Origin of the sequence: Pseudonocardia sp. ICBG162, assembly GCF_020496225.1 — a bacterium.
In the GTDB taxonomy this organism is placed as follows: Bacteria; Actinomycetota; Actinomycetes; order Mycobacteriales; family Pseudonocardiaceae; genus Pseudonocardia; species Pseudonocardia alni.
The window spans coordinates 37,364-49,904 of sequence record NZ_JAHLJD010000021.1 but is presented as its reverse complement, the minus strand read 5'-3'; the positions used below and the strand labels follow the sequence as shown (position 1 = coordinate 49,904).

Below are 12,541 nucleotides of genomic sequence, written 5' to 3'. Positions count from 1 at the left end.
CCCGTCCGCGCGGCAACCGCCGCCGCTGTTTCACCGCCCCGGGAGGTATGGCCCGAGCTGACTGCTGGGAGGGCGGCGGGTTCTGAGACATTCCCCGTGGGGAGCCTCCGCGCACTTGTGCGGAGGCTCCTGGCTTTCCGTCCGGCCGCGCCGCCGACGGGATTAATCGTCATAGCCGTAGTCGGTGTCGTAGGGGTCGAAGTCCGTACCGTGCTCATGGTCCTGAGCGTGGCCCTGTTCGTGAATCTGCTCGGGCTGGCCGCTCTGGTTCTGGTGGCGTTCGTTCTCGCGGGCGAGCTGGTCGCGGTGGGCCCGTTCGGCGTAGCCGGTGTCGACGTCGCGCTCCTGGTGGGGCTGGTTGCTCTGGACACGGGCCTGCTGGTGCAGCTCTCGGAGCTGCGACTCCCGGGTCACACGGCGTAGATCATCGACTGCGTCACGTGCCGCGCCCGGGTCGCGCTCGCCGCTGTGGCGGGCACCGTTGGCCGCGGGGGGTTCCTCCTGGGCGGTCTCGGGTGTCGCGCTCGCGCGCGGCTCCTGTACGTCCGGTTCGACCGCAGGAGACTCGTCGCGGTGCCCGAGGGCCGGCGCCGACTCCGAGTCCGCGCCCGGACCCTCATGCTCGGCACTCGAGTGCGTGGCGGCTGGGCTGCTCCCGGACTCTGCGGCCCCGGCGGGTTCCGGGACGTCGGTGGGCAGGATGAGTTGTTCCCCTGTTGCGGGGGCCAGGGTGTCGCGCCAGGTGGGGAGCTGGCGTCGTTCCAGTTCCCCGGCCGCGGCCTGGTCGGCCTCGCGCAGTGGAGCAACGTCGTCCCACCACTGCTGCCGGGCCTCGTACTCCTCGGCCATGTCCGCCGTTTGAGCGGTGTAGGTCTGGGCGAGGGCGCGGTAGCGGTCGGCGGCCTCGATCAGCTCGTCGCGGTCGGGACCGTCAGCTGTGGCGTCTGCTTCGGCTGCGGTGAGCACGGCGTCGTCGTTGATCTCGGTGGCCAGCCGCTGGGTGGCGGCCAGGTCCTCTCCGACGGCGCGGGGCCCGTACTCGTCGGCGTGGTACAGCGCGAGCGCCCAGGCTTCGCGGGCCTGGTAGAGCTCGCTGTCGGTCTTGTGCTGCCATGCCAGCGCGGTCGGGTCGGGGTCGAGGGCTTCGGTGGCTTCGCGCCACAGGGCGTAGGCGAAGGGCTGCTGGGTCGGCGGTGCCTGGCCGAGGGAGGACTGGCGATCGGGGATGCCTCGGTACTCCCGGTACGCAGCGACCACTCCGGCGCGGTGCTCCCATTCGCGTCGTGCCTCGAAGTCGTCCTGGTCAGGGACGGCCGGGAGCCGGTCGCACGCCCACGGTGGCGGGTCGAGCGCGATCTCGGTGCCGAGTGCGCTCTGCCGGTCAGCGGCCAGGTCCCCGAGCTGGTGGAGGTAGTCGCGGACGGGTCCGGGGGCGAGGGTGTCGGCGACCGCGGTCCAGTCGTGCTCGGGCTCGGCAGTTCCATTCTCCGGTTCGCGGTCGGCGATGATCTGACCGACGCGCCAGTGCAGGATCTTCGCCATGGACTCGGCGTCGTCGAACCCGCGCCACTGCACGGCCTCGGTGAGCAGTGTGCGCGGATCGTGTCCCTCGAGTTCGGCGCCGTAGACGGTGGCCAGCATCCTTCCGTAGGCATCCTCGCCCTGCAGGCACTCCATCTGCCCCTCGGTGAGCAGCTCCGCGAGGATGACCGCGTTGCGGTTGCCGGAGGCCCGCATGCTGACCTGGTTGATCAGCGCACCCAGAGTCTGGAACGAGGCGGTGTCGTGCTCGGCGACCTCGCGCACCGTCAACGCCGCTTCTGTGACCTCCCCGCGGGCCAGGATGTCGGTCAGTCGTTGTGCGGGGGTGTCCTCGATGCGCCGCTGGTCGTGTTCGTCCGGGGCCTGTTCGGTGACCATGTAGAGCAGGTTGTTCTCCCGCCCTCGGCTGATCGGCACATACACCGATTCGCGGGTCGCGTCGCGGTCGAGCAGGCCCCGCCCGACATCGACGGTCACGCCTTGAGCCGCATAGGCGGTAACGGCGTAGCCGAGGACGACGTGCTTCTCGACGTAGTCGGGGGTCAGGTGTGCGATCGCGCCGCGCTGGTCTCGGGCGAGGATCGCGCCGTCGGGGCTGAGGCCGATGACGGTGTAGCGCTCCTTGTTCAGGACCTCGCCAACGGTCCCGTCCGGCGAAGGGTCCACGCGCAGTCGCCGGTCGTTGCGTGTCGCCTGGACCAGGTCCCCGACCCCAATCTTGTTCTCCACACCGCCGACGGTCACCGTGGCGAGGGCTTCGGGGGAAACCCGCCCCAGCCCGACCAGGGTCTGCCGGATCTGTTGCGACATCTGCGCCGCGGTCCGGTTGGTGCCGACGATGAGCAGGGCGTCCTTGCCGTCGAGCACGTCGGCCATGTGCCCGCGCACGGCGTGCTCGCTCATCTCCTCCACCGTGCCCGTGCGCAGCCGCCCCCGGTCGGCGTACGCGGCGACAGCTGCGACGTCGCCCACGCGCAGCTGCAGCGATGCCTCGGCCTCCCACGCGTGGGAGAACCGGTGCACCGTGTCCAGCTCGAGGGCGTAATCCTGGTCGGCGAGGTGGGCGAACATGCCGCCCGCGCCGACCGGCTGGAGCTGGTGGTGATCGCCGACCAGCAGTACCTTGGCCCCGGCCGCCGCAGCCGCGTCACTGATCTCGACCAGTTCCGCAGTGGTGCTCATGCCTGCCTCGTCGACGACCACCAGGTCCCCGGCGTGCAGCCGATCACGCACCACGCCGGTATTCGGGTCGGGCAGGAACCGCGTCCGCCACTGCGCGGTGTTCATCCCCTCCAGGCCAAGCTCGGCCAGGTTCCGTGCAGCCATCTCCGCGGTCGCCAAGCCCAACACCCGACCACCGTGCTCACCCGCCCACACGGTCGCCAGTGCGCCGACGGTGTGCGACTTCCCGGTGCCCGCCGGCCCGACCAGCACGTCCACTGTCCGCCCGGACCCCAGCACCCCGACAATCACCGCAGCCTGGTCGGGGGACAGCTTCCCGGCGCCGAGAACGTCACCGAGCTCCACGACCCGCTCTGCCGGGAGCGGGGTGAGACTGTCGGTGCGGCTGTAGCCCAGCAGTCGCTCCTCGGCGGTGACCGCTGCGGTGGTCGCGTAGCGCTCGTCGATGTGGGCGCGGAACATCGATCGGCCGTCACCACCTGCACTCAGGCGTCGCAACTCGTCGGGTACCGGCACCGGGTCGGACGCGGAGACCTGCACGATCCCGAACTGGCCGGCCGCGGCCAGGACCGCCTCGGTGACGGTGGCCATGAACGCCGGCCTCGCGGCCGCGGCCACCCCGAGTGCGGCCGCGTGGTCACCGAGGTGGTCGTCGATGGCCGCAGTCAGGTTCCCGACCGTCCACGTCGCATACCGGCTCTGGACATCGGCCACTCCGGCCTCGATGGCGATGGCCACCGCCCCCGCGAGGGTGGCCGCACCCTCACCGACAGGCGTGTTCTGACCGGAGACCGCCCGGCCGGCGCCGATGGCCGTCAGGACCTTAAGCGCCGCCTCGCGGCCGTCGGTGGCCTGCTCCTGGCCACCACGAGCGGACATCGGATGGGTGCCGTTGGCCGCCGCGGCCATCACCACCTCGTCGACTGCGTCCAGTGCGGTCGCGAGCTTGGCCACCCGCCCCGGCTGGCCGGTCGTCCACGCCAGGACCGCGGCCGGCCCGGCCAGTCCGCGCTTCGGCTCACGGGTGCCCTTGACCGCCTGCTCCACCAACGCGCGCCGTGCCCGCGGTCCCGGGGCCCGCCCGTGCCGGGCTGTGTAGGCCTCTACCAGCTCCGCGACCGCCGGGCGGACACGCTCCAAGGTGCGAGTGCTCGCCTGCGCCAGCAGCTCGGGATCGAACCCGGCGATCTCCCGAGCCAGCCCGTCCGGACGCTGCTGAAACAGCACGCCCATCCGCTCGGTCAGCAACTGCTGATAGGCCCGCGTGTAGGCCGCCGACAGCGCCTCCTTGATCGGCCGGAACGCCTGCCCATCCAGCGCGAGCACCCGCCCATCCGCGGTCGCGGCCCGGTTCAGCACCCCGGCGTGCGAGTGCAGCTGCGGCTCACCGTCGCGATTGGTGTGATGCCCGTAGACCACGGCGGCCAGGCCCGTGGCCGCCTCCCATTGACCCACTGTCCGCCCCGATGGGCCCCGGCCTTCGTGGCGGCCAGAGCGGACATACGCCACGTCGGATTGCACCGACGACAGCGCGATCCGCACCGCCTCGTCGTGCGCCCAGCGGACCGTCTCAGCGCCGTCGGTGTCGCCCGCGGCGAGCAACGCCGTGTAGTACATCGACACCGACTTCACCGGCGAGAACGTCACGTCGTAGTAGGCCGTCGGCGTCCGGGTGTTGCGGTTGGCCGACGTCTCGATCTCGAAGCGTCGCTCCGCCGACGCGGTCGGTTCTTCCTTGAGCGCGTCGGCCACGATCTGCGCCGCCGTGCGGAACTTCCGCGGCTTCGAGCCGAGGTAGACCGGGGTCTTCTCGGTCGACCCCGCGAGCACATGCTCGGGGTAACGAAGCTGCCCGAACACCGCCCGAACGTCATCTGCGGTAGCCGTGTCGCCGGCCTCGAACGGCAGCCCGAGTGCGTCGATCCCGGCGCCGAACCAGACGCCGTCGGGCTCGCCGCGCTCGGCCGCAGAGGTCAGATACTCGGCCGCGCCGGGGGTGCGCTGCAGGCCGTCGCCGCCGTTCTCGATACCCTGTTCTGAACCGTGCTCGTGACCCTGTTCGGGGCGCGAGTCGCACCCGTGGAGCAGGTACTCGACAGACCCGGGCGCCATCGCAGTCACCCGCACGACACCCATGGCAAGAACGCTACGCGGCCGGCACCGCATCCGACAAGATCATTTGATGCATAGGTGTGGGGCAATGTGAGGCAGTGAGCAATTGACAGGCGGACGATAAGATCATGACGAGGCAGACAGAGACGTCGATCAAGAACAGTCAGGACGAGCGGTAGCTAGCTCAGCAGGATCGGCACAAGGAGGAGCGATAGGAAGACGGAGCGGAGACGAATGTCGAAGTGACGGACAGGAGCGCTCCGCGATCAGCGGCGGCTGACCACATGGGCACCGGGTTAGGCCACGAGTTCGTGGCCTCTGTGCTGCCGATGGAGGGCACCATGTGGTGACCTCCATCGAGCTGCCGCGCGGACCAACGCGAGCGCAGGGAGGGAACGCGATGGCGAACCGAGGTAAGGCGAAGAGCGACCGCCGCGTCAGGGATCGGGTAGCCGAACTGGCGGCTGCACGGGACCGGCTCGACGCGGACGATGCCGAGCGGCGCAGACGTGAGGATGATGCTTTCAAGCGGTACGCCCACGCGGACGCCGCCGCGGACCGGGTGGTGGCGGAGCGCGACGCGGCGCTTGCCGAGCTGGCGGCGCAGCGCGAGCGAGTGAGCGAGGCCGCGGCCACGCGGCTTGACGAGATCGAGCAGCGGCGGGGTGAGATTCTTGCCGAGCTGAACCGGTCGGGGCGCAAGGCCGATGACCTGGCCGCGATGTTCGGGATCGGGGTCAAGCGTGTCCGCTCCCTCCTACGGCAGGGCCGGCCCCCGGCCGGGTCTGCCGGCCCCGCGACCGCGCCGCAGGCGCGCGCGGCGCAGGATGTGGCCACCCCACCGGCCCCGGCGGCCGAGTCCACCGTCGCTCTGGCCACAGCCCCGGACAGCTCGGCCGCGCAGGGGCCCGAGCGGAAGAACGGCTGACTGAGTTCTCGCTGTGCTTGGCGGCGCCGAGCGTGGCCGCGTAGATGACACTGCGCCGCCGCAGGCGGGTCCGCCAAACCCTCGGCCCGGCGCGGTCCTTGAGCGCCTCCGGCGCCGGCGTCCTCTGGCTGGCGAGCGTCATCGGTCAGCGGACCTGAGGTGTCGGGACTGTTCGCGCCGACCCGGATGAGGTAGGCGCACGAAAAGGGGCCCCGCCATCTGCGGGGCCCCTCCTCGTAGCGAGCGGTTAGGCGGGCTGGCGGGCGTGCCAGTCGGTCACTGTGAAGCGGTCACCAGTGCGCAGGCAACGCCAGTCCCGGTTGAGCCGCGCGTTCCGCTCGGCCGTGCTCGTCGAGGTGGCGGCAATGTGGTCGCAGCGGGCGGTCAGGATCTCGGCGCGGGTCGCGGTGGCGGGCAGGATCGGCACACCGGCGGCTCCGCTGTCGCGGCAGTCCTCGCACAGCCCGTCGTCGCAGGTGCGCTGCTGATCGCGGGTCGAGCGCTCCACTCCGCAGGCCACGCACGGCAGGCCACGCATGGGCGGCACGGCCGCGCGGTCGTAGTCGAGCTGGTCGTAAGTGGACTGCTCGTCGGTGTCCTCGGCCGGGTCGACGCGGTCGGCGAAGTAGCGGCGCGTCGCGGCGTCGTTGTCGGCGCTGCGCTGGCTGCGGCGCTGGCGCGGCACGCCCTGGCGGGTCATCAGGTCCCGGGGGCACGGCGGGCGTACTCGCGGCGCTCGGCCCGGGTGGCGCGCACGGCACGGTCGGCCTGGGTGACGGCCTCGGCACGGCGCTCCGGCCGCGGAACGCACGCCTCGATCAGCTCCTGCCCGGCGCCGTCGCTGACCTTCCACAGGTAGCGCAACTGCGGCAGGGCGACCGCGGGGTGCTTCTCCAGGGCGTCGAGGATCCGGCCCAGCAGGGCCCGCGTCTCTCCGCCTGCGGAGTCGGCGATCCGCGCGGTACGGCGCCGCGCCTCGCGGACCGCGCCCGCCGCGATCAAGTCGGAGACCTGGCGCAGCTCCTCGGCGGTGTCCACCGTCTTCGTGTCGGTCGTGGTGTCCATTCGCGACTGCACTCCCTTACTGGCCGGTGATCAGAAGTGGGTGGGCCTCTCGGCCCGTGAGGGGCAGCGGGCGTCGTCCCCGCTGCCGCTTCGCGGCGGTCACACGGCCTCCGAGGCTCGACGTCAAGGGCAGCCCGCCAGGGCTGTCGCCGCAGGCGACGCGAAGCGCCCTTTACGTCGAGTGAGGCCGTGTTCAGCTTTAGGGCCGGGAGGCCCACCCGCCCCGCCGAAGGCGGGTCCCCGGGGTTCCTCGGCCCGGCGCGGCCTTGAGCGCCTCTACTCGGTCGGCGGCCGCCGGCGCCCACCGACACCCGGCGTACCCGGCGCGGCACTCTCTCCGGCGGCACCGTGGACCAAGGATCAGTCTTAGCCGTGTGGCGTGGTCTTGCGGACGAGAACGATCATCCGACCCGAGCGGGCCTCGATGCTGGTTCCGCCCTTGAGCACGACTGTCACCGGCTCGTCCGGGCCGTGGTGTCTGACGTCGGCGACCCGCGCACATCTGGTCGTGTCCACCCGGGCGGGAATGCCGTCGTAGTCGTGTCGCATGCGGTCGATGGTGTCCAGCGGCAGCAGGTCCCCTGTCCGGATCTTCCTCGTCTGGGTCTGGTGAATCTCGATCTGCATCGGTCGTGGCCTCCTCGCAGGAACGCAGGGGCAGGCCCCGCCCGGCGGGCGGGGCCGCGGCGCGGCCGCCCTCAGAACGGCGGCTCTTCGTCGAGGTCGTCAGCGCTCTCCGGTGCGACGACGGCGCCGTTGTGGTGCCAGATCGCGTCCTCGCGGATGTCGGTGAAGATCTGGGCGTCGCGCTCGGTGTAGCCGTCGGCGATGTCGAGAGTGGCAGTGCTCATCTGGGCCTCCGGTGGTCGGTGCGGCTGGAACGCGGCGCAGCCTCAGCACGCCCGTGCCGGGGTCCCGAAGGGACGGCGGGGAGCCGGTGCTGGCCCGTGCGGGTGAGACCGCTACCGACCTCGGGCGAACCCGTGGCGGTCACCCGCCGGCGCCCATGCGCGCCCACCAGCGGGCAGGGACGGCGACCAGCCGACGCGCCGAACTCGCGCGTCACGAGTGACTGCGAGGCGGCCTCCGCGCACCCGGCGCGACCTCGTCGGGCGGTATCACCCGCACGGGTCGGCGGCGGCTCATCGGCGCTACGCCCCGGCGCGGGTGTGCTGACCTTCGGGCGATCCAGTCGTGCCGAGCACCGGAGGCCCCACCCGCACCGCTACCGGCCCCGCCGCCACCCCACGGTTGCCCACCGGCACCGAGCCGGTGACCGACCCACCCGACCGGCACCGGGACTGGTGACCGGCCCCTGCCGACCGGCACCGAGCTAGTGACCGCCCCTCTGCCGACCGGCACCGGCGGGGTCAGGACTTCCGACCAGGATGTCGGCATCGAAGCTGTCGAGGCTCACGGCCGTGGCCTGTCTCCTCGAATAGACCGTCAGTTCAGGGGCACCACGGCTGCCTGAGACCGGCGATCACATCGCCGCTCCCGGTCACCATCGTCGCCCCGTCCTGGATCAACCGGTGGGTCCCGACCGACAAGGCCGAAGTCACTGGGCCGGGCACAGCCATGACCGGGCGGCCGGACGCGTTCGCGGCCCCGACGAGGTGCAGGACCCCGGACCGTGCCGCGGCCTCGACGACCACGGTGGCGTGACCGAGCGCGGCGAGCAGACGGTTCCGGTCGAGCATGCGGTCCCGGGTCATCATCGTGCCGGGCGGCTGCGCGGAGACGACCAGCCCGTTCTCGGCGATCCGGTCGAGCAGGTTCACGTGCGCGGTCGGGTGGGCCCGATCGATGCCACACGGCAGCACGGCCACCGTGGTGCCCTGCGCAGCCAGCGCGCCGCGGTGTGCGGCCGCGTCGATCCCGAACCCGGCACCGGACATGATCACGCGCCCGGCCCCAGAGAGCTCGCCGGCGAGTTCGCCGGCAACGTGGATGCCGTAGCCGCTGGCGGCGCGTGCCCCCGAGATGACCACCGAGGGCTGGGCCAGCATCTCCAGCTCGGCGCGGCCACGTACCCACATACCCTGGGCTCCGGGGATCCCCATGGTCCCGGCCAGGGCCGTGGGCCACCACCGCTCGTCCTCGGGAATCAGCAGACGCGCTCCGCACCGGGCGCTGGTCTCCGCGTCGGTCTCGACAGCGGTGGCCGCGGCCCGTACGCGGTCCGGGGTCACCTGCTCTCTCAGGATTCCGGGGATGTCGCCGCTGCGGAGGCGCTCGGCTGCGGCGAGCGGACCGATGTGCAGCACGAGATGTTCCAGGTCGGGGCAGTAGCGGTCGATCAGACGCATCAGGAACGCGCGCGTAGCGCGGATCTCGGCCAGCGGGTCCGGACCGGGCTTCGGGCCGGGGATAGACGGGTGGGTGTTGGTCAGCATCAGGGCACCTCTCGCAGGTCAGGAAGGGGGTGTGGAGACGGGGCGTGCCCGGGGTGGCCTCCCACCCCGGGCACCTGCACAGACACCGCGATCAGCGGTGTGGGGTCAGTTGCCGGGCTCGTCCTCCGGCTCGACCTCGCTGATCGTGATGTTGTGCGCGGTCGGGATCACCTGCGCGCTGCTCACGCGGTGCTCGGCCTCGCAGTCCGGGCAAGGGACGACGGCGTCGACCTCGTGCACCCCGGGGATCAGTCCGCCCCCGGCGGCGCATCCGTCGGCGAATTCGACGAGCGTGTGGCCGTCGCTGAGCAGCAGCCCGTTCTCCATGCGGAACTTCTCGGCCATCGTGGCCACCTCCGTGTGCTCGGTCGGTGCGGCTGGAACGCGGCGCAGCCTCAGCGCGGCCCGCGGCGGGTCCCGCAGGGACGGCGGGAACCTGGTGCTGGCCCGACCGGTGTGAGACCGCCTCCCGACCCCGAGGGGACCTGGACCCCGCAGGGCAGCACCTGGCTCGCCCCTGCCGATGTCGAGCTCACAGCGAGTGGCGCGGTCTGGGCGCACCCGGCGTGGTCGAGGGCGACTCACGGCACCGGCGGGCCACTGCAGCCTGCTGGGGCGGGATCACCCGGGCGGGTCGGCGGCGGGTTATCGGCGCGTCGCCCGCCCCGGGTGTGCTGACCTCCGGGTGGTCCAGTCGTGTCGCCCGAGCGCCCGGGGCGCCCCGCCGAGCGCCTGCCCCGCGGATCCGGTTCTGGGGTGTGGTCAGGGCGGTGGCAGCAGTGCCGCGCCCTCAGCGATCGCGCTCTGATGGGCGAGTCGGCGGAATGCGTGCCGCGCTCCCTCGACTCGGCCGGGGTCGCCCACCATTCGGGCCTCGAGTTCGGGGATCGGCCAGGCCACGGTGACGCCGTGGCGGGCGAGGTAGAGCGCCGCCCGACGGATCTGCCACCGGTCTGCGGTGTCGAGCCAGACGTAGCCGAGTAGCTGCCACAGCCATCGTGCGATCCGCGCGGGCTGGTCTGTGCGCAGCACGGTCTTGACCTCGATCAGTGTGTCGCCGATGAGTAGGTCGGCTTCGGCCCAGTGCGGGACCAGCAGCGGGCTGGCGTAGCCCAGCCCTTCGCCGGGGACCGGGTCACCGGCCCAGCGGTGCCACCGGGCCAGGGTGCCGGACTCGTCCAAGTGCCGGACGACACCGGCGGCGTCGACGACGACCGGATCCGGACACAGCTGGCGCAGGGCTTCCACCGTCGGGGTCGTGGTGGACCCGGGCAGGGAGGCCAGGGCTCGCGGGGTGATCCCGGCGCGGTAGCGGTCCTCGCCCAGTGCCCAGACGCCGTAGGCGCGGGCCAGACCCCTCTCGGCGCCGGCGGTGCCGACCGTGCCGGTCGGGGCGTGGCCGGTGTGGAAGCGGCGGCCGCGCTCGGCGAGCTCCTGCAGCGCCGCGTCACCCCAGCCTCGGCGCGATGAGTCCGGTGTCGGTCCGGTGATGACCATGATGTCGCTCGGGGTCGGCCGTACCCCGGCGGCTTCGGCGGCCAGGTCGGGCTGCTGGTCGAGCACCGCCTGTACAGACGCGTACGCGGAGGCGATGCGGTGGGCAGCAGCTGGGGAGCACAGGTCGGCGGCCTGAAGACCACTCAGAGCCGCATACGGAGGGGCGTCTTGCACTAGCGCGGCCAGCCTTGCACCGACAACTCCGCCCACCGTCGACCAGTGGCCCGTCCCGACCCTGGCACCCGGTTGCGCGAGCGTCGACGTGGTTGCGGCCGCGCGGACCTGTTCGACCACAGCAGCGGTGCCGGGCAGGTGGGCCGCGGACCAGCGCGCCAGCTCACCCCGCTGCAGCTGCGAGGTCAGCGACATGACGTTCGACCCCCTGTTCCGACGGTCGTCGACGTGCCGTCGACCCGACAGTGGTCTCTTCCACGGGTACGGGGTGAGGATCAGCGGGCGTGGCCATCCTCGAGTCCTCGGCGCGGATGTGCGCGGGGGCGTTCAGTTCGCGAGGTGGCGGCGCAGGTCCGGTAGCGGTCCGCGGACATCCCACTCGATCAGCGGGGTGTTCGTGCTGCGGTAGTGCTCGACCTTGGTCTGTTTACGAGCGGTGTAGTCGTCACGGTCGAGCATTCCCCAGACCTCGACCATGGTCGTCGGATCGGTGTCGGTGAGTACGAAGTCCGGCAGGACAGCGGCGTCACCGTCGTAGCGCAGCGGTTTGACGAAGGCCCGTCTCGCTGCGGTGAGGGCATCGGCCATGACGACCTCGTGCGTGGAGTCGGCCGGGACGAGATCGGCGTTGGTCAGCATCACCGCGGCGCCGACGGCGGACAGGTTGCCCTTCTCGCTGCGCGCTACAAGGGCGAGCACGACCTGCTCGCTGCCGGCGGGGCGGCGGTCGGTCATCGCCGACGGCGCCGCGCGACGGATGCGCTCGTGCAGCGCCGTGGAGAAGAAGATCGGGGTGCGGTGATGGCGTAGGTCGCAGCGCTGCCCGTACGGGGTCGGGCTCCAGGAGCGAACCGCGCCGAGCACCAAGCCCCGCTGCGCCGTCCCGTTGCGCTCGACCAGGCGGCCGGTGAACCGCGCGAACGTGCCATTGTGCTGCTCAGGGTGGGCTGGGTCGAACGGTGGGACCACGTAACAGCACCAGGACAGCGGCAGGCCCGCCGAGGTGACTCCTATGATCGCCGACCGCAGCAGCGGACTGGCAGCGGCCCACCCACGCCGGCCGGTCCCTGTCCCGTTTTGCGGGGCGGAGCGGGTCAGGTCCGCGCGTTCCCACAGATAGTGCAGCAGCCCGAGCAGCCCCATCCGGGACCGCGCAGCCCCCGGACCACGGCCTGTGGCGCCCGCTGCTGCTGCCGGGTTCGTGGCGCGGACGCGCAGGGGGAGCGACAGCGACACGCTCGCGCTGCCGTCGTCGTCCTCCTGCAGGGCACCGGGCTGGTAGTGGCTTCGCCCCGACCACCGTCCACCGGTGTTGTAGAACTCGCAGCTGCGGACATGGGTTTGTCCACCGCCGGGCCAGCAGGCCAGGTAGTAGATCCCCTCGCGGTGGCGGATCACCAGCCGTGGTGACGGGTCGGTGCACAGACACCAGGCGCAACCGTCGGTGACTTTGGCCTTCTCCACCAGCGCCCGGTAGTCCCCCGCTGCGCGGCGTAGCTGCCACAACGCGACCTCGTGCCCGGCGAGACGCACCCGCGTGCGCGAGATCTCGCGCTTGTGCGCGGACTGGCTGCCTCGGTGGCGGGAGGTCGACGGCCGCCCGTCGCGTCCGTGGGGCATGCGGTCTCCTTACCCGGATCGACTC

At 72.0% G+C, this 12,541-nt stretch carries 10 protein-coding genes; 1 reads left to right on the top strand and 9 read right to left on the bottom strand.

The genetic code is table 11. The features are described 5' to 3' along the window. Nucleotides 1-162: 162 nt before the first annotated feature. On the bottom strand, nucleotides 163-4,860 hold the full coding sequence (gene mobF / locus KPL60_RS21240; RefSeq protein ID WP_226366951.1) for a MobF family relaxase: 4,698 nt from the start codon (nucleotides 4,858-4,860) through the stop codon (nucleotides 163-165). A gap of 322 nt (nucleotides 4,861-5,182) precedes the next feature. On the opposite strand from mobF, the gene KPL60_RS21235 reads away from it, so the two are divergent. Then, the gene (locus KPL60_RS21235) at nucleotides 5,183-5,764 is read left to right on the top strand and encodes a translation initiation factor IF-2 (protein ID WP_226366950.1); all 582 of its coding nucleotides are present in this window, start codon (nucleotides 5,183-5,185) and stop codon (nucleotides 5,762-5,764) included. Between the two features lie 247 nt (nucleotides 5,765-6,011). On the opposite strand, the gene KPL60_RS21230 is transcribed toward KPL60_RS21235, so the two are convergent. The 8 genes from KPL60_RS21230 to KPL60_RS21195 form a co-directional block, all read right to left on the bottom strand. Beyond that, on the bottom strand, nucleotides 6,012-6,464 hold the full coding sequence (locus tag KPL60_RS21230; protein ID WP_226367085.1) for a hypothetical protein: 453 nt from the start codon (nucleotides 6,462-6,464) through the stop codon (nucleotides 6,012-6,014). Further along, complete coding sequence (locus KPL60_RS21225; RefSeq protein ID WP_226367084.1) at nucleotides 6,464-6,829, bottom strand: hypothetical protein; 366 nt, start codon at nucleotides 6,827-6,829, stop codon at nucleotides 6,464-6,466. Before KPL60_RS21225 ends, KPL60_RS21230 begins: the two co-directional genes overlap by 1 nt. Before the next feature lie 366 nt (nucleotides 6,830-7,195). Beyond that, complete coding sequence (locus tag KPL60_RS21220; RefSeq protein WP_226366949.1) at nucleotides 7,196-7,456, bottom strand: hypothetical protein; 261 nt, start codon at nucleotides 7,454-7,456, stop codon at nucleotides 7,196-7,198. Between the two features lie 71 nt (nucleotides 7,457-7,527). Next, nucleotides 7,528-7,680: a hypothetical protein gene (locus KPL60_RS21215; protein WP_226366948.1), complete on the bottom strand. Its 153-nt coding sequence runs from the start codon at nucleotides 7,678-7,680 to the stop codon at nucleotides 7,528-7,530. Nucleotides 7,681-8,280: 600 nt separating this feature from the next. After that, nucleotides 8,281-9,225, bottom strand: coding sequence for a DNA-processing protein DprA (locus tag KPL60_RS21210; protein WP_226364792.1), 945 nt, complete (start codon nucleotides 9,223-9,225; stop codon nucleotides 8,281-8,283). 105 nt (nucleotides 9,226-9,330) lie between these two features. Next, complete coding sequence (locus KPL60_RS21205; protein ID WP_226364793.1) at nucleotides 9,331-9,570, bottom strand: hypothetical protein; 240 nt, start codon at nucleotides 9,568-9,570, stop codon at nucleotides 9,331-9,333. A gap of 417 nt (nucleotides 9,571-9,987) precedes the next feature. Next, a complete protein-coding gene (locus tag KPL60_RS21200) occupies nucleotides 9,988-10,788 on the bottom strand; it encodes a hypothetical protein (RefSeq protein WP_226364794.1) in 801 nt (266 codons plus the stop codon). A gap of 435 nt (nucleotides 10,789-11,223) precedes the next feature. Beyond that, nucleotides 11,224-12,516, bottom strand: coding sequence for a DUF1173 family protein (locus KPL60_RS21195; RefSeq protein WP_226364795.1), 1,293 nt, complete (start codon nucleotides 12,514-12,516; stop codon nucleotides 11,224-11,226). Nucleotides 12,517-12,541 lie beyond the last annotated feature (25 nt).

Excerpts from the sequence above, each read along its gene's own strand:
- KPL60_RS21220 (WP_226366949.1), bottom strand. The coding sequence starts at position 7,456 with ATGCAGATCGAGATTCACCAGACCCAGACGAGGAAGATCCGGACAGGG.
- KPL60_RS21215 (WP_226366948.1), bottom strand. The coding sequence starts at position 7,680 with ATGAGCACTGCCACTCTCGACATCGCCGACGGCTACACCGAGCGCGAC.
- KPL60_RS21230 (WP_226367085.1), bottom strand. The coding sequence starts at position 6,464 with ATGACCCGCCAGGGCGTGCCGCGCCAGCGCCGCAGCCAGCGCAGCGCC.
- KPL60_RS21210 (WP_226364792.1), bottom strand. The coding sequence starts at position 9,225 with ATGCTGACCAACACCCACCCGTCTATCCCCGGCCCGAAGCCCGGTCCG.
- KPL60_RS21205 (WP_226364793.1), bottom strand. The coding sequence starts at position 9,570 with ATGGCCGAGAAGTTCCGCATGGAGAACGGGCTGCTGCTCAGCGACGGC.
- KPL60_RS21195 (WP_226364795.1), bottom strand. The coding sequence starts at position 12,516 with ATGCCCCACGGACGCGACGGGCGGCCGTCGACCTCCCGCCACCGAGGC.
- KPL60_RS21225 (WP_226367084.1), bottom strand. The coding sequence starts at position 6,829 with ATGGACACCACGACCGACACGAAGACGGTGGACACCGCCGAGGAGCTG.
- mobF (WP_226366951.1), bottom strand. The coding sequence starts at position 4,860 with ATGGGTGTCGTGCGGGTGACTGCGATGGCGCCCGGGTCTGTCGAGTAC.